Annotated in this window: 24 protein-coding genes; 8 read left to right on the forward strand and 16 right to left on the reverse strand. The window is 66.4% G+C overall.

The window, feature by feature from the left end:
- Nucleotides 1-3: 3 nt before the first annotated feature.
- On the forward strand, nt 4-525 hold the full coding sequence (locus tag MJ606_RS08865; protein WP_243049157.1) for a 3-hydroxyanthranilate 3,4-dioxygenase: 522 nt from the start codon (nt 4-6) through the stop codon (nt 523-525).
- Between the two features lie 61 nt (nt 526-586).
- Here MJ606_RS08865 and MJ606_RS08870 read toward each other — a convergent pair whose 3' ends face one another.
- Nucleotides 587-1,117 (reverse strand): NUDIX hydrolase, encoded by a 531-nt coding sequence (locus tag MJ606_RS08870; RefSeq protein WP_243049158.1) that lies wholly within the window; start codon nt 1,115-1,117, stop codon nt 587-589.
- A gap of 222 nt (nt 1,118-1,339) precedes the next feature.
- Between MJ606_RS08870 and MJ606_RS08875 the strand changes: the two genes are divergently transcribed.
- Together MJ606_RS08875 and MJ606_RS08880 are read left to right on the forward strand one after the other, a co-directional pair.
- On the forward strand, nt 1,340-2,890 hold the full coding sequence (locus MJ606_RS08875; protein WP_243049159.1) for an amino acid permease: 1,551 nt from the start codon (nt 1,340-1,342) through the stop codon (nt 2,888-2,890).
- Between the two features lie 85 nt (nt 2,891-2,975).
- Nucleotides 2,976-4,424: an amino acid permease gene (locus MJ606_RS08880; RefSeq protein ID WP_243049160.1), complete on the forward strand. Its 1,449-nt coding sequence runs from the start codon at nt 2,976-2,978 to the stop codon at nt 4,422-4,424.
- 471 nt (nt 4,425-4,895) lie between these two features.
- Here MJ606_RS08880 and MJ606_RS08885 read toward each other — a convergent pair whose 3' ends face one another.
- Nucleotides 4,896-5,228 (reverse strand): high-potential iron-sulfur protein, encoded by a 333-nt coding sequence (locus MJ606_RS08885; protein ID WP_243049161.1) that lies wholly within the window; start codon nt 5,226-5,228, stop codon nt 4,896-4,898.
- Nucleotides 5,229-5,393: 165 nt separating this feature from the next.
- On the opposite strand from MJ606_RS08885, the gene MJ606_RS08890 reads away from it, so the two are divergent.
- The 4 genes from MJ606_RS08890 to MJ606_RS08905 all read left to right on the forward strand — a co-directional run bounded on the left by MJ606_RS08890 (nt 5,394) and on the right by MJ606_RS08905 (nt 8,505).
- Nucleotides 5,394-6,041, forward strand: coding sequence for a methylthioribulose 1-phosphate dehydratase (locus tag MJ606_RS08890; RefSeq protein ID WP_243049162.1), 648 nt, complete (start codon nt 5,394-5,396; stop codon nt 6,039-6,041).
- The gene (locus MJ606_RS08895; RefSeq protein WP_243049163.1) at nt 6,038-6,601 is read left to right on the forward strand and encodes an acireductone dioxygenase; all 564 of its coding nucleotides are present in this window, start codon (nt 6,038-6,040) and stop codon (nt 6,599-6,601) included. Before MJ606_RS08890 ends, MJ606_RS08895 begins: the two co-directional genes overlap by 4 nt.
- A 165-nt stretch (nt 6,602-6,766) precedes the next feature.
- The gene (mtnC, locus tag MJ606_RS08900) at nt 6,767-7,453 is read left to right on the forward strand and encodes an acireductone synthase (protein WP_243049164.1); all 687 of its coding nucleotides are present in this window, start codon (nt 6,767-6,769) and stop codon (nt 7,451-7,453) included.
- A 17-nt stretch (nt 7,454-7,470) separates the two neighbouring features.
- Nucleotides 7,471-8,505 carry a C13 family peptidase gene (locus tag MJ606_RS08905; protein ID WP_243049165.1) on the forward strand — a complete coding sequence of 345 codons (1,035 nt, stop codon included), beginning with the start codon at nt 7,471-7,473 and terminating at the stop codon, nt 8,503-8,505.
- On the opposite strand, the gene MJ606_RS08910 is transcribed toward MJ606_RS08905, so the two are convergent.
- The 14 genes from MJ606_RS08910 to MJ606_RS08975 all read right to left on the reverse strand — a co-directional run bounded on the left by MJ606_RS08910 (nt 8,502) and on the right by MJ606_RS08975 (nt 21,672).
- Nucleotides 8,502-9,620: a TOBE-like domain-containing protein gene (locus tag MJ606_RS08910; protein WP_243049166.1), complete on the reverse strand. Its 1,119-nt coding sequence runs from the start codon at nt 9,618-9,620 to the stop codon at nt 8,502-8,504. The genes MJ606_RS08905 and MJ606_RS08910 overlap by 4 nt on opposite strands.
- Before the next feature lie 10 nt (nt 9,621-9,630).
- Nucleotides 9,631-10,494, reverse strand: a complete 864-nt coding sequence (gene cysW, locus MJ606_RS08915; protein WP_243049167.1) for a sulfate ABC transporter permease subunit CysW — start codon at nt 10,492-10,494, stop codon at nt 9,631-9,633.
- Nucleotides 10,491-11,315 (reverse strand): sulfate ABC transporter permease subunit CysT, encoded by an 825-nt coding sequence (gene cysT, locus MJ606_RS08920; protein WP_243049168.1) that lies wholly within the window; start codon nt 11,313-11,315, stop codon nt 10,491-10,493. The genes cysW and cysT overlap by 4 nt, the downstream gene beginning before the upstream one ends.
- 5 nt (nt 11,316-11,320) lie before the next feature.
- A complete protein-coding gene (locus MJ606_RS08925) occupies nt 11,321-12,322 on the reverse strand; it encodes a sulfate ABC transporter substrate-binding protein (protein WP_243049169.1) in 1,002 nt (333 codons plus the stop codon).
- A 107-nt stretch (nt 12,323-12,429) separates the two neighbouring features.
- On the reverse strand, nt 12,430-13,848 hold the full coding sequence (locus MJ606_RS08930) for an FAD/NAD(P)-binding protein (protein ID WP_243049170.1): 1,419 nt from the start codon (nt 13,846-13,848) through the stop codon (nt 12,430-12,432).
- A gap of 355 nt (nt 13,849-14,203) precedes the next feature.
- Nucleotides 14,204-14,842 (reverse strand): bifunctional phosphoribosyl-AMP cyclohydrolase/phosphoribosyl-ATP diphosphatase HisIE, encoded by a 639-nt coding sequence (gene hisIE / locus MJ606_RS08935; protein ID WP_243049171.1) that lies wholly within the window; start codon nt 14,840-14,842, stop codon nt 14,204-14,206.
- A complete protein-coding gene (gene hisF / locus MJ606_RS08940; RefSeq protein WP_243049172.1) occupies nt 14,835-15,632 on the reverse strand; it encodes an imidazole glycerol phosphate synthase subunit HisF in 798 nt (265 codons plus the stop codon). Before hisF ends, hisIE begins: the two co-directional genes overlap by 8 nt.
- Nucleotides 15,626-16,360, reverse strand: coding sequence for a 1-(5-phosphoribosyl)-5-[(5-phosphoribosylamino)methylideneamino]imidazole-4-carboxamide isomerase (hisA, locus tag MJ606_RS08945; protein ID WP_243049173.1), 735 nt, complete (start codon nt 16,358-16,360; stop codon nt 15,626-15,628). The genes hisF and hisA overlap by 7 nt, the downstream gene beginning before the upstream one ends.
- The gene (gene hisH / locus MJ606_RS08950; protein WP_243049174.1) at nt 16,357-16,947 is read right to left on the reverse strand and encodes an imidazole glycerol phosphate synthase subunit HisH; all 591 of its coding nucleotides are present in this window, start codon (nt 16,945-16,947) and stop codon (nt 16,357-16,359) included. Before hisH ends, hisA begins: the two co-directional genes overlap by 4 nt.
- Nucleotides 16,947-18,011, reverse strand: a complete 1,065-nt coding sequence (gene hisB / locus MJ606_RS08955) for a bifunctional histidinol-phosphatase/imidazoleglycerol-phosphate dehydratase HisB (RefSeq protein ID WP_243049175.1) — start codon at nt 18,009-18,011, stop codon at nt 16,947-16,949. Before hisB ends, hisH begins: the two co-directional genes overlap by 1 nt.
- Complete coding sequence (hisC, locus tag MJ606_RS08960; RefSeq protein ID WP_243049176.1) at nt 18,008-19,114, reverse strand: histidinol-phosphate transaminase; 1,107 nt, start codon at nt 19,112-19,114, stop codon at nt 18,008-18,010. Before hisC ends, hisB begins: the two co-directional genes overlap by 4 nt.
- Nucleotides 19,111-20,418 (reverse strand): histidinol dehydrogenase, encoded by a 1,308-nt coding sequence (hisD, locus tag MJ606_RS08965; protein ID WP_243049177.1) that lies wholly within the window; start codon nt 20,416-20,418, stop codon nt 19,111-19,113. Before hisD ends, hisC begins: the two co-directional genes overlap by 4 nt.
- Nucleotides 20,419-20,446: 28 nt before the next feature.
- Complete coding sequence (gene hisG / locus MJ606_RS08970; RefSeq protein WP_243049178.1) at nt 20,447-21,340, reverse strand: ATP phosphoribosyltransferase; 894 nt, start codon at nt 21,338-21,340, stop codon at nt 20,447-20,449.
- Nucleotides 21,337-21,672, reverse strand: coding sequence for a YerC/YecD family TrpR-related protein (locus MJ606_RS08975; RefSeq protein ID WP_243049179.1), 336 nt, complete (start codon nt 21,670-21,672; stop codon nt 21,337-21,339). The genes hisG and MJ606_RS08975 overlap by 4 nt, the downstream gene beginning before the upstream one ends.
- A 210-nt stretch (nt 21,673-21,882) precedes the next feature.
- Here MJ606_RS08975 and MJ606_RS08980 point away from each other — a divergent pair, with 210 nt between their 5' ends.
- Complete coding sequence (locus MJ606_RS08980) at nt 21,883-22,323, forward strand: hypothetical protein (protein WP_243049180.1); 441 nt, start codon at nt 21,883-21,885, stop codon at nt 22,321-22,323.

Below are 22,323 nucleotides of genomic sequence, written 5' to 3' on the forward strand. Positions count from 1 at the left end.
CCCATGTCACTGCTATCCCCCATCGACCTGCAACGCTGGATCGACGAACACCGGCACCTGCTCAAGCCGCCGGTGGGCAACAAGTGCATCGTCGATGGCGATTTCATCGTGATGATTGTCGGCGGTCCCAACGCGCGCACCGACTACCACTACGACGAAGGGCCGGAATTCTTCTACCAGCTCGAGGGCGAGATGGTGCTGAAGGTGCAGGACGAAGGCGTCGCCCGCGACATCCCGATCCGCGCCGGCGAAGTGTTCTATCTGCCACCGTGCGTGCCGCACTCGCCGCAACGCATGCCCGATTCGATCGGGCTGGTGATCGAACGCCGACGCCTGGCCGGCGAGAAGGACGGCCTGCTGTGGTTCTGCGAGCGTTGCAACCACAAGCTGTACGAGCAGTACTTCACGCTCGACAGCATCGAGCGGGATTTTCCGCCCGTGTTCGAGCGGTTCTATCGCTCCATCGACGCGCGCACCTGCGAGAAGTGCGGGCACCTCAATCCCGCGCCGGAACGCTACGCCTGAAGGCGAGCGGATTCCCCCATCATGCGGGGCCGGCGAAGGCTGGAACGACGAACACGCCGCATCATCGCGCCAGCCACTTCCACGCCATCCGCCGCAGCGAGGTATCGCTGGCGGGATCGTCGGCTATCTCGCGAATGGAGCGCCATGCCAGTGCGTGGGATTCTTCGCTGACCACGAACCGCTCGCTGGCGCCGGCGCGCACCACGTAGCGCACGTCGTAATGCCAGTGCTCCGGCTCGTCGGCACGTGCCGGGATGCGGTGTCGATCCAGATCGAACGGTTCGGGTAGCACGCCGAGGCCCTCGAGCCCCGATTCCTCCTCCGCCTCGCGCAGGGCCACGCGGGCAAGATCGCTGTCGCCGTCGGCATGGCCGCCCAGCTGCAACCAGCGCCCCAGCTTGCGGTGGTGGGTCAGCAGCACGCGTTCGCCATCGGCGCTGGCCAGCCAGGCCGAACCGGTGAAGTGCGCATCGCGCGCCTCCCGCCTGAAACTGTGCTCGCCGGTGGCGAGCAGTTCGATGAAATGGGGCGTTCCCTCTTCCTGCGGCCATCGCCGGGCGTAGTGCTGGAACTGCTCGAGCAAGTTGTGCATGGGACCATCCTGACCATCGGTTTCATGCGGCATCCGTCGATGCGGCAACCCCGCATTATTTCAGACTACCCCGGCCCCGTGCCCCAGCCGCAGTGCAACTTGTACGCCCGTGCTCCGCTGGGCTATGGTTCCCTGTCGTTGCCGGGGTAGCGACGAGCCGACCGTGCCAAACGTCACAGTCATAAGCGGTAAAGAATGAAAACAAGGCTGTAGGGGAGAGACATGCTGAAAAACCTGTTTGCGACGCATCCGATTCAAGCGTCGCCACACGTCGATGCGGGCGAGTTGCCGCACGACGGCCTGCAAGGCGAAGCCAGCCTCAAGCGCGTGCTGACGGCACGTCACCTGATCATGCTGGGCATTGGCGCGGTCATCGGCGCCGGCATCTTCGTCATCACCGGCCAGGCAGCGGCCGAGCATGCCGGCCCCGCCCTGGTCATCAGCTTTATCGTGGCCGGCATCGCCTGTGCCTTTGCCGGCCTGTGCTACGCCGAATTCGCGGCGATGATCCCGGTCTCGGGCAGCGCCTACGCCTACTCCTACGCCACCCTCGGCGAGATCGTCGCCTGGTTCATCGGCTGGAATCTCGTGCTCGAATACCTGTTCGCGGTCGCCACCGTGGCGGCGGGCTGGTCGGGCTACTTCAACGAATGCCTGTCCATTCTCAGCCACTGGACCGGCCTGTCGCTGTCGCTGCCCGACAACCTGGCGTCGGCGCCACTGGCCTTCATGGACGGCAGCCAGGTCGAACACCTCAAAGCCGGCCAGCACGTCATCGCCAGGTTCTCCGAGCACTTCTTCCTGGTCACCACCAACACCATCGTCAACCTGCCGGCCATCCTGATCGTGACCGCGCTGACCATGCTGTGTTATCGCGGCATCACCCAATCGACGTTCGTCAATTCGATCATCGTGGCGATCAAGGTGGTCGTGATCCTGCTGTTCCTGGTCTTCGCCTTCCGCTTCATCAACCCGGCCAATTGGCATCCGTTCGTTCCGCCGGCCGAAGGCCCGGGCCGCTTCGGCACCAGCGGCATCTTCCGCGCGGCGGTGCTGGTGTTCTTCTCCTACGTGGGCTTCGACGCGGTATCCACCGCGGCCGGTGAAGCGAAGAACCCGCAGCGCGACATGCCCATTGGCATCCTGGGCTCGCTGCTGATCTGCACCCTGCTGTACATCGCCATGGCGCTGACTCTCACCGGCATCGCGCCGTACCAGATGCTGGGCACGCCCGAACCGGTGGCCACGGCGCTGAGCATCCATCCCGAACTGAACTGGCTGAAGGCCATCGTCTCGTTCGGCGCGCTGGCCGGGCTGAGCTCGGTGATCCTGGTGATGCTGCTGGGCACCTCGCGCATCTTCTTCAGCATGGCGAAGGACGGCCTGCTGCCGCCGACCATTTCACGCGTGCATGCCAGGCACCGCACGCCACACATCGCCACCGTCATCGCTGGCGTGGCCGCGCTGGTGCTCGCCGGCCTGTTCCCGGTGAGCATCCTGGGCGAGCTGGTCTCGATGGGTACCCTGCTGGCGTTCACCACGGTGTGCATCGGCGTGCTGATCCTGCGTTACACCCGCCCGGAACTGCCGCGCACCTTCCGCGTGCCCGGCATCTGGGTGGTGAGCGTCCTGGGCTCGGTGATCTGCCTGTACCTGTTCTGGCAGTCGTTCAGCGCCAACTGGCCGCTGATGCTGGGCTGGACCACCATCGGCATGCTGATCTACGCCGTCTACGGCTATTCCCACAGCAAGCTCCGCAAGCAAAACTCCTGATCCGACACGAAGGGCCGGCCAAGCGCCGGCCCTCTCGTTTTGACCAGCGGCGGCGATACCGCCCAACGCTCCACCAGGTTGACGCATGCTCAAACAGCTCTTTGCCCGCAAGATCGACTTCTCCGATGCCGACGACGCCTCGCACGGCCCGACCCTGCGCCGCACGCTGGGCCCTTGGGGTATCACCGCGCTAGGCATCGGCGCCGTGATCGGTACCGGCATCTTCGTGGTCACCGGCCAGGCCGCCGCCGAACACGCGGGACCAGCGGTGCTGATCTCATTCATGCTCGCGGCGATCTGCAGCGGCTTCACCGCGCTGTGCTACGCCGAATTCGCCACGCTGATACCGATCTCGGGCAGCTCCTATTCCTATGCCTATGCCACCTTGGGCGAACTGGTCGCCTGGTTCATCGGCTGGAACATGGTGCTGGAGTACGGCATCTCGGCGTCCGCCGTGGCGGCGAGCTGGACGGGATATTTCACCAGCCTGCTCGACCACGTGGGCATCCACCTGCCCAAGGCGCTGACCGAGGCGCCGCTGGCCTTCACCGATGGGCACCTGGTCACCACCGGGCACATCATGAACCTGCCCGCCGTGGCGATCGTGCTGGCGCTCACCTGGCTGTGCTATGTCGGCATCCGCGAATCGGCGGGCCTCAACGTGCTGATGGTGGCGCTCAAGGTCGGCCTGATCATCATCGTGGTGGTCGCCGGCTACCGCTATGTCGATCCGGCCAACTGGCACCCGTTCATTCCGGCCAGCGAAGGGCCGGGCAAGTACGGCTGGTCCGGCATCATGCGCGGCGCGGCGATGGTGTTCTTTGCCTATATCGGCTTCGAGGCGACCTCCACCGCCGCGCAGGAGTGCAAGAACCCGCAACGCGACCTGCCATTCGGCACGCTGGTGTCGCTGGTGATCTGCACCATCCTCTACCTGGCGATGGCGGCGGTGCTGACCGGCCTGATCTCCTACACCGAGCTGGGCACGAGCGAACCGGTGGTCACCGCGGTGCGCAATCACCCCGAGCTGGGCTGGCTGCGCCTGGTGGTGGAGATCGGCGCGCTGATCGGCCTCTCCTCGGTGATCCTGGTGATGATCATCGCGCAGCCGCGCATCTTCATGATCATGTCGCGCGATGGTCTGCTGCCGCGGGTGTTCAACCGCATCCATCCCAAATACCGCACGCCGCACATCAATACGGTGATCACCGGCGTGGGTATTGCGGTGCTCGCGGCGGTGTTCCCGCTGGACCTGCTGGCCGACCTCACCTCGATGGGCACGCTGATCGCCTTCGTGGCGGTCTGCGCGGGCGTGCTGATCCTGCGTTACACCGCGCCGGGGCTGCATCGCGGCTTCCGGGTGCCGTGGGTCTGGGTGATCTGCCCCGCCGGCGTGCTCAGCTGCCTGGCCCTGCTGGGCGCCATGGCCTGGTTCAACTGGCTGCTGATGATCCTCTGGACGGTGATCGGGCTGGTCATCTACTTCGGCTACGGCATGCGCCATAGCCAGCTGCGGACCCGCGGCAACCGGTAACCCCCGGAGATTGCCCGCCAATGGCCGGCAACTCCCGCGAACGTCAGAAATCGAGCAGTCCAGACCAGGGATGCTGAATGGGTGCAGCTTGGCACCTATTCATGAGGGCCAGTCTTGAATTTCGCCTTAAGTTATTGTTTTTAAACATTTTAACGAGACTTTTTCGATAAAATTTTGGGGCTGGCCGGCCCCAAAACACCCTGCCCGGAGTATCATCTGTGCTCCGTGGGTAGATCACTTGGCAGTGGGCCCCGGATTGCCGCCCGGCGCGTCAGGCGGGTCAGCTCCTCGGCCTGACGCGTCTGGGCAGCATCTTCTACTCACCGAGTTCTTCGGTTCGAGTGTTCTCTCCGTGATCACGACATTCGTCTCGCGCACTGCGCGGGATGCGATGTGCATGTCGATCACTGTCGCGGAAAAAACAAAGGCCGGCACCATGGCCGGCCTTGCAAACCACATCGCGGCGAGCGATCAGGCTTTCTTGGTCGAGTGCGAGACGCACCAGCCCTTGGCACTGACGGACTTGCCCGGGAACAGCTGGCACGGACCGTAGCCCGTCGCGCCACCGGAGTAGAACTGACAGTTGGCGCAATCGTCGCCAGCCTTGTGCTTCGCATCGGTCGTCTTGCTGGCGTCCTCGACATAACCCAGCGCCTTGGCGGTGGGATCCGTCTCAGCCAGGTGCGGCAAGTCGGCAGCGCGCGCCAGGCGCGGCAGGCTACCGACGATCACCGCAGCGGCAGCCGTGCCGGCTGCGGCCTTGAGAAAGCGACGACGCGATTCGATATCTTTTTCGTGCGACATTGGTCCAACCTCCGTCTTTGAAGCATCCTCGTCCGCTACGCCCGTAGCGGACCTTCCGAGAATGCTACTCGCCCGGCGGATACGTCGTGAGAATGGATCGCATTTTCGCCGACTGGCAGCAAACAGCCGTGATATAGTGTGATTTGATTTGGACGTCCATACCTCATGAGCCAATTACTGCCAGCCACCATTCCCGCCGAACTATTCGCGCAGCGCGCCGACGCCATCGCCGATGCGGCGCGCGAGCTCGCCGCGGCCGGCTGGACGCCGGCCACCAGCAGTAATTTCTCCATGCGCCTGGATCACGATCACGCGGCCATCACCATCTCGGGCCGCGACAAGGGCAAGCTGGGCCGTGACGACATCATGCTGATCGACATGCAGGGCCAGGCCGTCGGCACGTCGGCGCGCCCCAGCGCGGAAACCGACCTGCACACGCAGATCTATCGCCGCTTTCCCGAAATGAACGTCGTGCTGCACACGCATTCGCGCACGCAGAGCGTGGCCTCGCGCCTGTTCGCCCGCAACGGCGTGGTGAAGCTGGAAGGCTGGGAACTGCAGAAGGCCATCGCCGGCCAGACCACGCACGACAGCGAGCTCGCTATTCCGGTGTTTCCCAATACCCAGCATATGCCCGAGCTGGTCGCGCAGGTGGATGCCTGGCTCGACAGCGGGCGCCCGCTGCACGCTTATCTCATCAACGGCCACGGTATCTATACCTGGGGCCGCGACATGGCCGAGACGCGCCGCCACCTGGAGGCGCTGGAATTCCTGCTCGGCTGCGAACTGGACCTTAGGAAGCTTTCCGCATGAGCCGACTGCGCATCTTTTCAGAGACCCAGCCGCAAGCGCCGGTCTCGGTACATCACGACCATGCCGACATCGCCCACGAACTGGCGAAGGTCGGCGTGCGTTTCGAGCAATGGGAAGCCAGCCAGCCGATCGCGCCGGGCGCGAGCCAGGACGAAGTGATCGCGGCCTATCGCGCGGACATCGACCGGCTGATGGCGGAAGAAGGCTACCAGGCGGTCGACGTGATCAGCCTCAAGCCCGATCACCCGGACCGCGCCACGCTGCGCCAGAAATTCCTGAGCGAGCACACCCACAGCGAGGACGAGGTGCGCTTCTTCGTCGCCGGCGCCGGCCAGTTCACCCTGCACCTGGGCGACAAGGTCTACGACGTGCTGTGCGAACAGGGCGACCTGATCGGCGTTCCCGATGGCACGCGCCACTGGTTCGACATGAGCGAATCGCCCTATTTCGTCGCGATCCGCCTGTTCACCAACAAGGAAGGCTGGGTGGCCCAGTTCACCGGCGAGGACATCGCCCAGCGCTTCCCCCGCATGACGCCGCACGATTCGGCCGTTGCCTGACGTCAACCTCGAAGGCACGCCTTTCTCGTCGTCCCGGCGAAAGCCGGGATGACGGCACGGATCAGGCGCCCGGCCTGATCCGGCCGCCACAAATCCATTGCCGCTACTCGCCCCTAAACCCCCGCGGCGGGTAAGCTTGTGGCCCCTGCATCCCGGCTTTCCCGCATGACCGTCATCCGCGCCATCGTCACCGATATCGAGGGCACCACCAGCTCGATCAGCTTCGTCAAGGACGTGCTCTTTCCGTACGCCTACAAGCGCCTGCCCGCCTTTATCGAAACGCACGGCGACAAGCCCGAGATTCAGCATTGGCTGCATGAGGCGGCCAAGGAAGCCGGCATCGTCGAAGCCTCGCGGCAGGAGGTGATCGAGCTGCTGTTGCGCTGGATCGACGAGGATCGCAAGTCCACCGCGCTCAAGGCGCTGCAAGGCATGATCTGGAAGGAAGGCTACGAGAACGGCGACTTCCAGGCGCACCTGTATCCGGAAGTGTCCGCCAGGCTGCACGCGTGGCGGGCGGAAGGCCTGCATCTCTACGTCTACTCCTCCGGCTCGGTGCCGGCGCAGCGGCTGTTCTTCCGTTACAGCGAGGCCGGCGACCTGACGCCGCTGTTCTCCGGTTATTTCGATACCGAGACGGGCCCGAAACGCGAGCAGGCTTCGTACGAGAAAATCGCCGGGGCGATCGGCGAGCAGCCGGGGCATATCCTGTTCCTCTCCGACATCGTGCAGGAGCTGGATGCCGCCCGCGCCGCCGGACTGCGTACCGGCTGGCTGCTGCGCGCGCCGCTGGAGATGCCGGACACGCCGCGCCATCCCGCGTATCGCGATTTCGACGCCATCGTTCTCTGACCCCGCGAGCCTTCGTCATGCGCACCGCACTGACCGCCCTGCTTGCCTTCGCGGCCGGCGCCTTGCTCATGCTTGCCCTTTCGCATCGCGTGCCGACGGCGCCCGCCGCAACGCCGGTGGCCACGCATGCGGGCACGCCTTCCACGGCACCGGCGCCAGCCGAAACCAGCGCCGGCACCACCGATGACAACACCACGTCGGACAACTGGCCTGACCAGGGGCCTTCGCCCGAACAGGTGATGTATGCGCAGCACAGCATGGTGCGCAAGGCGCTGGCCGAGTTGGCACCGCGCGTGGCCGGGCGCCCCAACCTCTACGTGCTGGCCTTCGGCGCGGACGGTGGCGAGGACGTTTTCCGCAATGAAGCCGAATACGCCGCCAGGCTGTTTCCCACCCGCTTCGGTGCGGGCACCCACGCGCTGTTGCTGGAGAACAATCCGGGCACGCTGGAACAGCACCCGCTGGCGACCTGGAGCAACCTGGAAGACGCCCTGGACGGCCTTGCCCATGTGATGAAGCCGGACGAGGACATCCTGCTGGTGTACCTGACCACCCACGGCGACGAGGACCACAACCTGCTGGTCGACATGGACCCGCTGCCGCTGGACCAGATCGGTGCGCCGGACCTCGCCGACATCCTGGCCAAGCGTCCGTTCAAGTGGAAAGTGGTGGTGGTGAACGCCTGCTATTCCGGCGGCTTCGTGCCGGCGCTGCATGGACCGGGCACGCTGGTACTCACGGCGGCGCGTGCCGACCGCAGTTCGTTCGGCTGCGGCAGCGATTCCGATATCACCTACTTCGGGCGCGCATGGCTGGTCGATGCGCTCAATCGCACGCCCGACTTCATGGCGGCGTTCAAGCAGGCCTCCGGCGAAATCGCGCAATGGGAGCAGAAAGACAAGCTGACGCCTTCCGAGCCGCAGATGGACGTGGGCGCCGGCATCGCCGACCAGCTCTCGCTGTGGCGACAGCATGTGGTGCCCGGCCCGGCCATCCCCTTCAAGCCAGCACCGCCGTCATCGGATGCCGACCACCCGGCCTCGTCGCCCTAAGCGGGCACGGGGCTTCTCGCGTGCCAGATCCAGCGCTCCTGGTTGACCGTGGCGCCGGCGCCATCCTGTGGAAACAGCACCGCGCTGCGTGGTGCCACGCGCAGTTCCATGCCGGCCTGCAAGCCCAGGCGCGATAGATCCTCGCTGGCGATGTCGGCCTCCAGTGTCTGGTCGATGGACGCCACGTAAAGATCGAGATGGGCCACGCTGCCCGCCAGGTAGATATGCCGCAGCCGCGCCTCCCACGCCGGTAGCGCCAGCGGTACCCCCAGCTTCAACTGCTCGGGCCGCACATACGCCGCGGCCGCATCGAAGCGGCCCTGCCAGGGATCGCCATCGGGTAGCCAGCCGCCGGCGCCGAACCCCGCGCCGCTGCGCCTGACCGTGAACCGGTTGACCTTGCCGATGAACTCGCACACGAACGGCGTGGCCGGTTGCTGATAGATCACTTCCGGCGAGCCCACCTGCTCGATCCGGCCGTTGTTCATCACCGCCACGCGATCGGCCAGCTCCAGGGCTTCTTCCTGGTCGTGGGTGACGAACACTGTGGTGAGCGCCAGCTCCTCGTGCAGCTCGCGCAACCAGCGCCGCAGCGTGACGCGCACCAGCGCATCGAGCGCGCCGAAGGGTTCGTCCAGCAACAGCAGGTCGGGCTCCACCGCCAGCGCGCGCGCCAGCGCCACGCGCTGGCGCTGGCCACCGGACAGCTGCGAGGGATAGCGGCTGCCCAGCCCCTCCAGCTGCACGCGACGCAGCAGGCGATCGACCCGGGCGCGGATTTCCACCCGCGATGGCCGCAGCCGCCACTTGCGCACGCGCAGGCCGAACGCGATGTTCTCGATCACCGTGAGGTGGCGGAACAGCGCGTAATGCTGGAACACCAGGCCGATCCGGCGTTCGCGCGCCGGGATGGACAGGAAGTCCGCGCCATCCCTGGACACGCTGCCGCTATCGGGATAATCCAGGCCGGCAAGGATGCGCAGCAAAGTGGTCTTGCCCGAGCCCGAAGGCCCGAGCAGCGCGAGAAACTCGCCCGGGGCGATGCTCAGGCTGACATCGTCCAGCGCATGGAACCCGCCGAAACGACGATTCAGACGGGATAGTTCCAACCTCATGCCATGCCCTCTAGCGACCGCCCGGCGCATGCGCGGCGATTTCATCGCCGTAGCGCCACTCCAGCAGGGTTTTCACCGCCAGCGTCACCAGCGCCAGCAAGGCCAGCAGCGACGCCACGGCAAAGGCGCCCATGTAGTCGTATTCGTTGTAGCGCATTTCCACTTCCAGCGGCATGGTGGTGGTGAGGCCACGGATATGTCCGGAAACCACCGACACCGCGCCAAACTCACCCATGGCGCGCGCATTGCACAGCAACACGCCGTACAGCAGCGCCCAGCGGATATTGGGCAGGGTGACACGGAAGAACATCTGCCAGCCACTGGCGCCCAGGATGCGCGCGGCTTCCTCCTCCTCGCTGCCCTGCGCTTGCATCAGCGGTATCAACTCGCGGGCGACGAACGGCAGGGTGACGAAGATGGTTGCCAGCACCAGGCCCGGCACGGCGAAGATGATCTTCACGCCATGCGCATCCAGCCATGGGCCAAACCACCCCTGCGCACCAAACAACAGCACATAGACCAGGCCGGAGACGACCGGCGACACCGAGAACGGCAGGTCGATGAACGCACCGAGCGCGGCCTTGCCGGGAAATTCGAAGCGGGTCATGGCCCAGGCGGCGGCGACGCCGAACAGCAGGTTCAACGGCACCGCGATGGCGGCGACGATGATGGTGAGGCGAATGGCGGCCACCGCTTCAGGCTGCCGGATGGTGGCGACATAAGCGGCAAAGCCCTGGCGCAAGGCCTCGACGAAAACGGTCGCCAGCGGCAACACCAGGAACAGCACCAGAAAAGCCACCGCGACCAGGATAAGCGCGACATGGCCCAGGCGCCGTGGCCACCCCGGCGGACGCGAGCGCAGGCGCCTACTCATGTCGTGCGCTCCGCCCAGCGACCGCTCCAGCGCTGCAGCAACGCCACGATCACCAGCAAGGCGAACGAGAGCAGCAGCATCACCGCGCCGAGGGCCGCCGCACCGGCATAGTCGAACTGCTCCAGCTTCTGCACGATCAGCAGTGGCGCGATTTCCGAATGCATCGGGATATTGCCGGCGATGAAGATGACCGAGCCATACTCGCCCACCGCCCTCGCCAAGGCCAGCGCGAAGCCGGTCAGCAGGGTCGGGGCCAGCACCGGCAGGATCACCCGGAAGAAGGTCTGCCAGCGGCGCGCACCCAGGCTTTCGGCAGCCTCTTCCACATCGCGCTCAAGCGAGGCCAGCACCGGCTGCAGCGTGCGCACCACGAAAGGAAAGCCCACGAACACCATCGCCACGAGCACGCCCAGCGGCGTATAGGCCACCTTGATGCCCAGCGGCTCGAGCCACGCGCCAAGCCAGCCATGGGGTGCATACAAGGTCGTGAGCGCAATGCCGGCCACCGCCGTCGGCAAGGCGAACGGAAGATCCACCAGCGCATCGAGCAGGCGCCGCCCCGGAAAGCGGTAGCGCACCAGCACCCAACCCACCAACAGGCCGATCGCCGCATTGATCAGCGCCGCCAGCAGCGCGCCCCCCAGGCTCAAGCGAAGCGCCGCCAAGGTGCGCGGCGCACTCAGCAACCGGATCAGCCCTTCCACGCCGATGCCCGAGGCCTTCCAGGCCAAGGCGGCCAGCGGCAACAGGACGATCAGCCCCAGGTACACCAATGCATAGCCAAGGCTTAGGCCAAAACCTGGAAGCACCCGGCGCCGCATGTGACTCAGTTTCCCGTGCCGATCTGGTCGAAGATGGCGCCGTCGTTGAAGAACTTCGCCTGTGCCTGACGCCAGTCACCGAACAGCTCGTTGATGGTAAAGGTGTGCGTGACGGGGAACTGGCCGGCAAAGCGTTTTTCGATATCCGGCGAGCGCGGGCGATAGAAATGCTTGGCCGCGATCTCCTGCCCCTGCGGCGAGTAGAGAAACTGCACATAGGCTTCCGCCACGGCGCGCGTGCCGTGCTTGTCCACGTTGCTGTCGACCACGGCCACCGGCGGCTCGGCCAGGATGGTGATGGACGGCACCACGATCTGGAACGTGTCATTGCCCAGTTGCTGGCGAGCCAGCAGGGCTTCGTCTTCCCAGGCGATCAGCACGTCGCCGATGCCGCGCTGCACGAAGGTGTTGGTGGCGCCGCGCGCGCCGGTGTCGAGCACCGGCACGTGCTTGTAGAGCTCATGCACGAAGCGCCTGGCGGTGGCGTCGCTGCCGCCCGGCTGCTTCAGCGCGTAACCCCAGGCGGCGAGAAAATTCCAGCGGGCGCCCCCCGAAGATTTCGGGTTGGGCGTGATCACCTGCACGCCCGGCTTGATCAGGTCGGCCCAGTCACGGATGCCCTTCGGATTGCCCTTGCGCACCAGGAACACGATGGTGGAGGTGTACGGCGAAGCGTTGTGCGGCAGCCGCTGCTGCCAGTCCTTGGCAATGAGCCCGTGATCGGCGATGGCGTCGATGTCATAGGCCAGCGCCAATGTCACCACGTCCGCCGGCAAGCCATCCACCACGGAACGCGCCTGCTTGCCAGAACCGCCGTGCGACATCTGCACCGTGACGCTGTCGCCGTGCTGGGCTTTCCACTGCTCCACGAAGGCGCTGTTCAGCTGGCGATAGAGCTCGCGCGTGGGGTCATAGGACACGTTGAGCAGCGTGATGTCCTTGGCCGCCACCGCAACAGCCAGCAGCATGCCCGCGACCACCAGCAACACAGCGATGAACTTCTTCATGGCGCCTCCTGCGGGCAAACGAATGAGCAGACTGGTTGGCGTGCCATGGGCAGCGAAATCGCCCCATGGCATAGCCTCATACGCGGGCCATGCGCACCATCGGCGCATTATCCGTGCGGATCCGCTTCGCGGACCTCGCTGGCAACGTCGTGCGGGCGCCGGATGCTGCTCGCCTCCGCCAGCTGCACGGCCAGGCGATGGGCAGCGATGCGTATCTCCGGCATGGCGGTACATTCCCAAAGATTGCCACGCAACAGCGACCCGATCGCGTAAAGACCGCGCTGCGGTGTACCCGTTGCATCCAGCAGCCGGCCATTGGGCTGCGCCAGTACGCCGAGCTGCAGGGGGTCGGCTACCGCCAGCCCATCACGCAACAATTGCGACAACAGGTCATGCTCGCCATAGGCGACTGCCGTATCCAGCCCGGTCGCCTGCACCACCAGATCGGCCTCCAGCGTGCTGACCAATTGGGTGGCCCGCTCGCGCAAGGTCACCTGCAAGGGCGACGAACCATCGACCTCGAGCACGCGGGCCGCCTGCACTTGCAAACGCCCCTCTTCCTGCAGCTGATGAATGGCCTGGCACGATGCCGGTGCCATGCGATGCCGCGACGATTCCCAGATCCAGCGCGCATGACGCAGGAACTGGCGTCGCTGCCGGTGGGTCAGCTCCTGCCACAACAGCGCGTTGATCGGCCGCATGCCGTCGATGATGCTGCGCCAGTCGATCCCGGGGGCCTCGTCCAGGGCCTTGCGCACCTTGCGCAGCATGGATGCCACGCCGCCACAGGCCAGCAACGACTGGTTGAGCGTCTCCTGGTGTGGATACGGCGACAACGGCAGCGCCGAGTGCGTGAACGGCCACAAGCCGTGCCGAGATACCGCGACCAGCTCGGCGTGCGGCCACTGCACCGACGCGGACAACAACGTATCGACGGCCGTTAACCCGGTGCCGATGACCAGTACGCGGCGCGGCGCCTTCACATGCCGATCCAGCCGCCACGGGTCCAGCTCATAGGCGCCACTGGCCAGCGCGCTGGCCGATACCGTGCGCAGGGGCCGCTGCGCCAGCGCGCCCACCGCGAGCACCACGTGCTCGACATCCAGCCAACGATCGCCCGTGCGCACGGCATAGCCGCCTTCGCCACGACGCATCACCTCCAGCGCGTTTTCCGGATAGATCCGGAAGCTGCGCCCGGCGCGGCGCGCGGCATCGATGCGCGCGCCGACCTGGGCCTGGATGAAATCGCCAAAGACCCGACGCGGCAGGAAATCGGTGCCCTTGACCAGGCCCAGCTGCCGCGAGGCATGCTGGATGAAATCCTCGCCCTGTTCCTGGAACACGCCCATGCCGGACGCGCGCACGTTGAGCAGGTGCCGGTCGTCGCGCGTGGCGTAGGCCACGCCGCGTCCCGGCGCCTGCCGGCCGACGATCCAATGGATCGTGCCCGCATCGAAGCGCGCCAACAGCTCGCCGAAGGCAGCCGCACCCGCCGCACCACCACCGATCACTGCGATATCAGCCATTACACGCTCCTCGAATCGAGGGCACGGAACCCGAGCGAGCTGCCCCAGGCAGATCACCCATCCATAGCCCCTACCGGAAAATTCAGCTCAAAACGACGTTCACACCAGACGACCACATCGCAGCGGCATGGCCGGCAAACCCATGCACGATCCTGCACCCATCAAGCTCGATTCGCATGAACCCGCGAAACGCCGCTGGATGCGATGAGCATGATGTGCTCCCCGGTATGTCACGTTGCCCGGTACAGAATCAATCACAGTTTCCGTTAAGGCGGCGCTAGCCATCCGTCACCGTACGATGGAGCGTCATGCCCGGCTGGTTATGACGCAGCGGTGGCGCAGCCCGGCAGGGGCATCAAGGTCGGTGACTGGCGTGTCCGGCATGCCGCTTGGCCAGCAAGGCGGCTACATCGGACAGCCCAAGCCCGCGTGCGCGCAGTGTCACCACCAGGTGATAGACAAGATCGGCAGCCTCACCGAGCAGCGCGTCGTCGTCCTGCGCCACGGCAGCGAGCGCGGTTTCCACGCCTTCTTCACCGACTTTTTGCGCCATGCGGCGAATGCCGCCTTCGAACAGACGCGTGGTGTAACTATCTGCGGGACGATCGACGTATCGCTGCGCCACCAGGGCATCCAGCTCGGCAAGGAAGCCCAGCGGCGGTTGCACCTCGTTGCCGAAGCAGCTGCGGGTGCCTTTGTGACAGGTCGGTCCGTGCGGATCGGCGAGTACCAGCAAGGTGTCGGCATCGCAGTCCACGCGCAGGGATTTCAACGCCAGCACGTGGCCCGAGGTTTCACCCTTGGTCCACAGGCGCTGCTTGCTGCGACTGAAGAAGGTCACTTGGCCCGTGGCCTGTGTCTTCGCCAACGCCTCGGCATTCATATAGCCCAGCATCAGCACTTCGCCGCTCAGCCAGTGCTGCACGATGACGGGGAGCAGGCCGTCGCCCTTGGCCCAGTCGAGGGCGGCAAGATCCATGGTTACCTCAGTCATGGCTGTCATCCGTTTTCGCTGCGGGGCGCACCAGCACGCCCTGCCCGCCCAGCCATTGCTTGAGCATGGGAATGGCGATGGCGCCCGAGTGGAACACGCTGGCCGCCAGCGCGCCGTCGACATCGGCCTGCACGAAGGCATCGCGGAAATGCTCCGGAGCGCCGGCGCCGCCGGAAGCGATCAGCGGCACCTGGCAAATCGCACGCGCCGCCTGCAATTGTTGCAGATCGTAACCCTGGCGCACGCCGTCGCTGCCCATGCAATTGAGCACGATCTCGCCTGCGCCCAGTTGCTGCGCCTCGACCATCCAGTCCAGCGTGCGCCGGGGCAACGCCTGTGTCCTCGACGGGTCGCCGGTGTATTGGCGCACGCGCCATTCGCCGTCGGCGTCGCGCAGGCTGTCGACGCCCACCACCACGCATTGCACGCCGAAGGCCGAAGCCAGTTCGCTGATCAGCGCGGGCCGTTCCAGCGCGGGCGAGTTCACCGAGATCTTGTCGGCCCCCGCATACAGCACCGCGCGCGCCTCTTCCACGCTGCGGATACCGCCGGCCACGCAAAACGGAATATCGATGACACGCGCCACCCGCTCCACCCAGCCGCGATCGACACTGCGGCCCTCGGGACTGGCGGTGATGTCGTAGAACACCAGTTCGTCGGCGCCTTCGTCTCGGTAGCGCAAGGCCAGCTCGACGATTTCGCCCATCACCACGTGATCGCGAAAGCGCACGCCCTTGACGACTTTGCCGTCGCGCACGTCCAGGCAGGGAATGATGCGACGACTCAGCATGCCGCGAGGGCCTCCGCCACGGTAAAGCGCCCTTCCAGCAGCGCGCGTCCCAGGATCACGCCGGCGGCGCCGGCGGCGCGCGCGGCACGGATATCGTCCAGCGAGCGCACCCCGCCCGAGGCCTGCACCGCCAGCGAGGGAACGCGGTGCGCCAGGTGCCGGTACAGCTCGAGATTGAAACCGGCCAGCATGCCGTCGCGATCGATGTCGGTGCATAGCAGATGCCTGGCGCCGCGCTCGGCATACCAGGGCGCCAGCTCATCGAGCGTGCGGGCCTCCATCGCCGTCCAGCCCTCGCTGGGCAATGCCCATGCCCCGTGCAGCCAGCGCGTATCCAGCGCCAGCGTAAAGCGCGCGGCGCCGTGGCTGCTCAGCCAGCCCGCTACCGTTTCCGGCTCGCGAATGGCCAGGCTGCCCAGCACCACGCGCGACACGCCGGCATCGAACAGGCGCTGCACGTCCGCCTCGCTGCGTACGCCACCACCGGCCTGGACGTGCATGCCGTCGCGGGCGATCGCCTCGATCACCGCGAGATTTTCCAGGCTGCCACCACGCGCGCCATCCAGATCCACCAGGTGCAGCCATGAGGCGCCGGCCTGCGCATAGCTGCGCGCCTGTGCTCGCGGGTCGACGTCGTAAGTGGTCTGCTGCGCGTAGTCGCCCTGCTTGAGGCGCACCACGCGGCCGGCGCGCAGATCGATGGCGGGAAGCACGGTGAACGCAGTCATAGCTCGAGAAAATTCTTCAGCAGACGGGCGCCGACGCTGGCCGAACGCTCCGGATGAAATTGCATGCCATGGAAATTGCCGCTGGCGATCACCGTGGCGAACTCGCCGCCGTAATCGGCGGTGGCCAGCGCGTAATCACCCACGGGCACGGCGTAGCTGTGCACGAAGTAGGCCCAGTCCTGTTCGCCCAGGCCAGCCAGCAGCGGGTGCTGCCGACGCCGGTTCAACCGGTTCCAGCCCATGTGCGGTACGCGCAACCCGGGCTGCTCGCGGAAACGGCGAACCGCCGCAGGCACGACACCGAGGCAGCTCACGTCGCCCTCTTCCGAACGTTCGCACAGCAGCTGCATGCCCAGGCAGACGCCCAGCACCGGCTGGGTGAGCGAACGCATCAGCTCCACCAGTCCCAGCTCCCGCAGCCGCGCCATGCCTGGGCCGGCAGCACCGACCCCGGGCAGGATCACCTTGTCCGCCGCACGAATGGTCGCGGCGTCCGCGGTGAGCGCCGCATCCACGCCCAGGCGCTGCAAGGCATAGCGCACCGAACCGATATTGGTGCCGCCCGCGTCGACCAGCACCACGCTCATCACAGCGCTCCCTTGGTGCTGGGCAGCTCGCTGCCCTCGCGCCGGATCGCCTGGCGCAAGGTACGCGCCACCACCTTGAAGCAGGCCTCGACCATGTGGTGCGCGTTCTCGCCATGCACGCTCAGGTGCAGGTTCGCGCCCAGCGTCTCGCACAGCGAGCGGAAGAAGTGCGGCACCAGCTCGGTGGGAATGTCACCCACGCGCTCGCGGGGAAAATGACCCTCGAACACGAAATAAGGCCGGCCGGACAGGTCGAGCGCGGCGCTCGCCTGCGACTCGTCCATCGGCAGGGTGAAGCCATAGCGGCCGATGCCGCGCTTGTCGCCCAATGCCTGGCGCAGCGCCTGCCCCAGGGCCAGCGCGCAGTCCTCGATGGTGTGGTGCTCGTCGATGTGGGTATCGCCGTCGCAGCGCAACGCCAGCGCGAAGCCGCCGTGCTTGCCGATCTGTTCCAGCATGTGGTCGAAGAAGCCCAGCCCGGTGTGGATCTGCGGCTCCGCCGTCTTGTCCAGGTTCACGCTGACGGTGATGCGGGTTTCGCGCGTGTTGCGTTCCACCGTGGCCATGCGCGGCGCATCGAGCAGTTGGTGCGCGATCTCCTCCCAACCCAGGCCATGCGGGCCGACACGGAAGCCGCGCACGCCCATGTTGGCGGCGAACTTCAGGTCGGTCTCGCGGTCGCCCACCATCGCGGATGCCGCGCGGCTCCAGCCATCGTCGGCCAGGTAGTGACGCAGCATGCCGATGCCGGGCTTGCGGGTGTCCTTGCGCTCGTGCAGAAAACTGCGATCGATCAGCACTTCGCGCACGCGGATGCCCTGCGACTCCAGAATGCGCATAAGCAGTTCGTGCGGGCCGATGAAATCCGCCTCGGGGAAACTGGGCGTGCCCAGGCCGTCCTGGTTGGTCACCATCACCAGCTCGTAGCCAGCCGCGACGAACCGCTGCAAGGCCGCAATGACCCCGGGCAGCAACGCGAACTTCTCGTAGCTGTCGATCTGGAAATCGTCCGGCTCCTCGATCAGGCAGCCGTCACGATCGATGAAAAGTATCTTGCGACTCAAGGTTGTCTACCTGCTGCCGATCCATCGGCCAAACCCCGGCCATCCAGGTCCAAGTTGTTTAGTAGTTCCAGTACCCGATCGTTCTCTTGCGGCGTGCCGATGGTGATGCGCAGCGCATCGCCCAGCTGGGGATAGCGGCGTACATCGCGCACCACAATGCCGGCGCCGAGCAGGCGTTGATGGACCGCCGCCGCATCATCGAAACGCACGGCGAGAAAATTGGCTTGCGATGGCAACACCTGGCGCACGCCCGGGAGCGCGGCGATGGCACTTGCCATGCGCCGACGCTGCTCGCGCACCACCGCCATGTGCTCGCGAGCCACCGCCTGCCCTTCGGCGGACAGCGCTTCCAGCGCCAATGCCACGCAAGGCCGGGGCAGCGGATAAGGCGCCATGATGCGGCGAAGCAGCGCGATGACCTGCTCGTTCGCCAGCAATGTGCCGATGCGCGCCCCCGCCAACGCCCATGCCTTGGACAACGTGCGCAGCACCGCAAGGTTGTCGTAGCGATCGATCAGCGAAACCGTGCTCACCGCATCGGCAAATTCGATATAAGCCTCGTCCACCACCAGCAAGGCGCGTCCAGCGAGTGCCGTGGCCAGGCGCTCCACCGCCGCGAGGCTCACCAGTTGCCCGGTCGGATTGTTGGGTGTGCATACGAACACGAGTTTCACCGCCGGCGTCAGCGCGGCGAGCACCGCGTCCACATCGAGCGAGAAGTCGGCGCCCAGGGGAACCTCCACGATGCCCGCGTTCTGGATACGCGCACTCACGGCGTACATGCCGAAGGTGGGAGGCTGGATGGCGATGGCGTCCTCGCCGGCACGGCAGAACGCACGCACCAGCAGATCGATCGCCTCGTCGCTGCCACGCCCCACCAGCACCTGCTCCGTACGCACGCCGTAGAGCGCGGCCAGCGCATCGAGCAGCGCCTGCGGCTGCGGATCGGGATAGCGGTTGCAAGCCAGCCCGTGATCGCCAGGAGGCGCCCAGGCCGATTCGTTGGCGTTGAGCATGATCGTGCCGCCACTGGCTTCCATGCGCGCCGACGAGTACGGCTGCATGGCGCGAATCTCGGGGCGCGCAAGGTCGAGCACGCTCATGCCGCGTCCTCCAGCGCCGCCAGCCGCAACGTCACGGCGCGGCGATGGGCTTCCAACTGCTCGGCGGCGGCCAGCGTCGCGGTGCATGGGCCAATGCCGCGCAGGCCGTCGGGCGTGAGTTCCTGCACGGTGATCTGCTTCTGGAAACTGGCCACCGAAACGCCGCTGTAGCTGCGCGCATAGCCATAGGTGGGCAACACGTGATTGCTGCCGCTGCAATAGTCGCCGACGGACTCGGGCGTCCACGCGCCAAGAAATACCGAACCCGCACTCTCGATGTCGGCGAGCAAATTGCGCGGACTGTCCACCTGCAGGATCAAGTGTTCCGGCGCGTAGCGATTGCTCACCTCGATGGCCTGGGCCAGCGACGACACGGCGATAAGGCGACTCTGCGACAGTGCCTTTTCGGCGATTTCCGCGCGCGGCAGCGCCGCGCATTGACGCGCCACCTCGGCTTCGACGGCATCGAGCAGCGTCGCCGACGGGCTGAGCAGGATGACCTGCGAATCCGCACCATGTTCCGCCTGCGACAGCAGGTCGGCGGCCACGAACACCGGGTTGGCAGCGGCATCGGCGATCACCAGCACTTCGGACGGACCGGCCGGCATGTCGATCGCGGCGCCCTCCGGATCGGACGACACCTGCAACTTCGCCTCGGTCACCCAGGCATTGCCCGGGCCAAACAGCTTGTCGCACTTGGGTACCGATTCCGTGCCGTAGGCCATCGCGGCGATCGCCTGCGCGCCGCCCAGCTTGAATACCTTGTGCACGCCGGTGATGCGCGCCGCGTACAGCACGGCTTCGTCGCAGCGGCCATCGGCACGCGCGGGCGAACATAGCACCACCTCGGCGCAACCGGCGATGCGCGCGGGCACGCCGAGCATCAACGCGGTGGAAGGCAGCGGCGCCGTGCCCGCAGGCACGTACAGGCCCACCCGGTGGACCGCGCGCAGCACGCGCTCCACGCGCACGCCCTCGGCGGTGTCCAGCGCAACGGCTTGCGGAGCCGCCGCGCGGTGGAAGGCTTCGATGCGCGCCGCGGCTTCCGCGATGGCGGCCTTCAGCGCGGGCGCCAGGGCCGCCTCGGCGTCGCGAAACTCCTGTTCGGTGACCTCGACGACATCGAGCGTGCAGCGATCGAAACGCGCGCTGAGCTCGCGCAGCGCCAGATCACCATCGGCGCGCACGCGCGCGACGATCTGCTCCACGCCGCTGCGCAGGCTTTCGGCGCGCGACTGCGCCGGACGCGCCAGCGCAGCGCGCTGTCCCGCGGTATCCAGTGCATTCCAGTCAAGACGGTTCATGCGGATCTTTCCCTTGTTGCTGCCTGCATCACGCAAGCATCTTTTCGACCGGCAGCACGAACATCTCGCGTGCGCCGGCCTTCTTGATCTCTTCCAGCTGCCGCCAGCTCACTTCACCGGCGCATAGCGCCTGCAGCATCAGCTGGTCCGGCTGGCCGGCCACCGGCAACAGGGTCGGTTGCGGGCCGCCGGGCAACAGGCGGATCACCGCATCGAGTGCGCCACGCGAGGTCTGCAACAGCAGCAGGCGCGACTCGCGTACCTGGATCACGCCATCGAGCCGCTTGAGCAGCAGCTCGATCATGTCGCCACGCTCATCGGCGGGCAGTACCTGTGGACCGGCCAGCACCGCCTCGCTTTCCAGCAGCACTTCCGCCTCGCGCAGCTGGTTCGCCACCAGCGTGCCGCCGCTCTGCACCAGGTCGCAGATGGCGTCGGCGGTGCCCAGGCGCGGCGCGATCTCCACCGAGCCGGCCAGCACGACCACGCCCGCGTCGACGCCATGCGTGCGCAGCCACTCGCCAAGCAGGCCCGGATAGGACGTGGCGATGCGCTGCCCCTGCAATTGCGCGGGGCTGCGGTAGTCCAGCTCCTGCGGCACGGCGATGGAGAGCCGGCAACGCCCGAAGCCCAGCGGACGCCATTGGGCCAGTTCGGGGCCTTCGCGACCGGCGGTGAGCTGGTATTCGCTGAGCACGTTGCGACCGACGATGCCCAGATCGCACACGCCCTGGGCGATCAGCCCCGGGATATCGTCGTCGCGCACCAGCAGCAGGTCGACCGGCTCGCCCTCGCCGAAGCAGAACAGCTTGTCGCGACTCTGGCGGAAGGTGAGTCCGCAACGATTGAGCAGCTCAAGCGCGGGCTCGGTGAGCCGGCCGGATTTCTGCATCGCGATACGCAGTCGGTCACGCGGTTTCATGCCTTTGCCTTCTTGCTGGCCGACCGGCGACGGGCGGCGCGGGCGGCTGCGGCGAGATAGCCGCCACTGCCCTGGTTGATGTAGCGGGCCACACGGCCGATGGTGGTGATGCTTACGGCGGTGCGCTCATGGATTTCGCGATAGGCCACGCCATCGAGCAGGTACGGCACCACGCGCCAGCGGTCGACCATCACCTCCAGCTCGGCCGGCGTGCACAGGTCGTGCAGGAAGGCCGACATTTCCTCGGCGTTCTTCAGCGACAGCAGCGCCTCGCAAAGACTGAGCTCGGCGGACTCCGCGGGGGTTTCGGGATCGATCGATCGACGCTTCATAATGTACTAACGCATTAATACAGTGGAGCGCATGATACGCAACGTGCCGCGCCGCAGCAAGCCGCCGCGAAAACCGCCACGGGATCGGTTAAGCCATCCGCACTAGTCGTCCCGTGGCCAGGCCCACCCTTCGGGGTATTCGCCTGATGGCAATTTCTTGCGACCATCGATGCTGCCGGTCGCAAGATCCCAGCCACGAAGGACTCACCGATGCATCCTTTCGAAGCCACCCGGAACGACACCGGCAAGGCGCAAGCCGCCGCCATCCTTTCCCGGCTGCTCGCCGAACTGGCCCATGCCGGCATCCTGGAAGGCGAGCCGGCCACCCTCGCCGGGCAGCTGCTGGCCCGGGCGTGGACCGGGCATGCCGACCTGCTCGATGGCGCCACGGAGCCCGCACCCCACGAAGTTGCGATCGCCGCCATGGCGCTGGCCCTGGCCGTGCGGCACCAGGCCCAGCGGCAGAACGAGACGCTGCAGGGCGTGTACTTCCTTGCCCTGGGCATGATCCTCGATGAGATCGCCCGGCATGCGGCCAGCTATCCGTTCCGCGCCGTGGACCTGCGCCTGCTCGACGCGGCGGCGGCCACCTTCTCGGCACCCGCCGAGGAACTGCGCCAATCGCCCATCATGGACTGGCACGGCCTGTAA

The sequence above is a fragment of the Dyella sp. RRB7 genome (assembly GCF_022761115.1).
Taxonomy (GTDB): Bacteria; Pseudomonadota; Gammaproteobacteria; order Xanthomonadales; family Rhodanobacteraceae; genus Dyella.

Coding starts and splice junctions, on each gene's coding strand:
- MJ606_RS08865 (WP_243049157.1), top strand. CDS start 4: ATGTCACTGCTATCCCCCATCGACCTGCAACGCTGGATCGACGAACAC.
- MJ606_RS08870 (WP_243049158.1), bottom strand. CDS start 1,117: ATGCACAACTTGCTCGAGCAGTTCCAGCACTACGCCCGGCGATGGCCG.
- MJ606_RS08875 (WP_243049159.1), top strand. CDS start 1,340: ATGCTGAAAAACCTGTTTGCGACGCATCCGATTCAAGCGTCGCCACAC.
- MJ606_RS08880 (WP_243049160.1), top strand. CDS start 2,976: ATGCTCAAACAGCTCTTTGCCCGCAAGATCGACTTCTCCGATGCCGAC.
- MJ606_RS08885 (WP_243049161.1), bottom strand. CDS start 5,228: ATGTCGCACGAAAAAGATATCGAATCGCGTCGTCGCTTTCTCAAGGCC.
- MJ606_RS08890 (WP_243049162.1), top strand. CDS start 5,394: ATGAGCCAATTACTGCCAGCCACCATTCCCGCCGAACTATTCGCGCAG.
- MJ606_RS08895 (WP_243049163.1), top strand. CDS start 6,038: ATGAGCCGACTGCGCATCTTTTCAGAGACCCAGCCGCAAGCGCCGGTC.
- mtnC (WP_243049164.1), top strand. CDS start 6,767: ATGACCGTCATCCGCGCCATCGTCACCGATATCGAGGGCACCACCAGC.
- MJ606_RS08905 (WP_243049165.1), top strand. CDS start 7,471: ATGCGCACCGCACTGACCGCCCTGCTTGCCTTCGCGGCCGGCGCCTTG.
- MJ606_RS08910 (WP_243049166.1), bottom strand. CDS start 9,620: ATGAGGTTGGAACTATCCCGTCTGAATCGTCGTTTCGGCGGGTTCCAT.
- cysW (WP_243049167.1), bottom strand. CDS start 10,494: ATGAGTAGGCGCCTGCGCTCGCGTCCGCCGGGGTGGCCACGGCGCCTG.
- cysT (WP_243049168.1), bottom strand. CDS start 11,315: ATGCGGCGCCGGGTGCTTCCAGGTTTTGGCCTAAGCCTTGGCTATGCA.
- MJ606_RS08925 (WP_243049169.1), bottom strand. CDS start 12,322: ATGAAGAAGTTCATCGCTGTGTTGCTGGTGGTCGCGGGCATGCTGCTG.
- MJ606_RS08930 (WP_243049170.1), bottom strand. CDS start 13,848: ATGGCTGATATCGCAGTGATCGGTGGTGGTGCGGCGGGTGCGGCTGCC.
- hisIE (WP_243049171.1), bottom strand. CDS start 14,842: ATGACTGAGGTAACCATGGATCTTGCCGCCCTCGACTGGGCCAAGGGC.
- hisF (WP_243049172.1), bottom strand. CDS start 15,632: ATGCTGAGTCGTCGCATCATTCCCTGCCTGGACGTGCGCGACGGCAAA.
- hisA (WP_243049173.1), bottom strand. CDS start 16,360: ATGACTGCGTTCACCGTGCTTCCCGCCATCGATCTGCGCGCCGGCCGC.
- hisH (WP_243049174.1), bottom strand. CDS start 16,947: ATGAGCGTGGTGCTGGTCGACGCGGGCGGCACCAATATCGGTTCGGTG.
- hisC (WP_243049176.1), bottom strand. CDS start 19,114: ATGAGCGTGCTCGACCTTGCGCGCCCCGAGATTCGCGCCATGCAGCCG.
- hisD (WP_243049177.1), bottom strand. CDS start 20,418: ATGAACCGTCTTGACTGGAATGCACTGGATACCGCGGGACAGCGCGCT.
- hisG (WP_243049178.1), bottom strand. CDS start 21,340: ATGAAACCGCGTGACCGACTGCGTATCGCGATGCAGAAATCCGGCCGG.
- MJ606_RS08975 (WP_243049179.1), bottom strand. CDS start 21,672: ATGAAGCGTCGATCGATCGATCCCGAAACCCCCGCGGAGTCCGCCGAG.
- MJ606_RS08980 (WP_243049180.1), top strand. CDS start 21,883: ATGCATCCTTTCGAAGCCACCCGGAACGACACCGGCAAGGCGCAAGCC.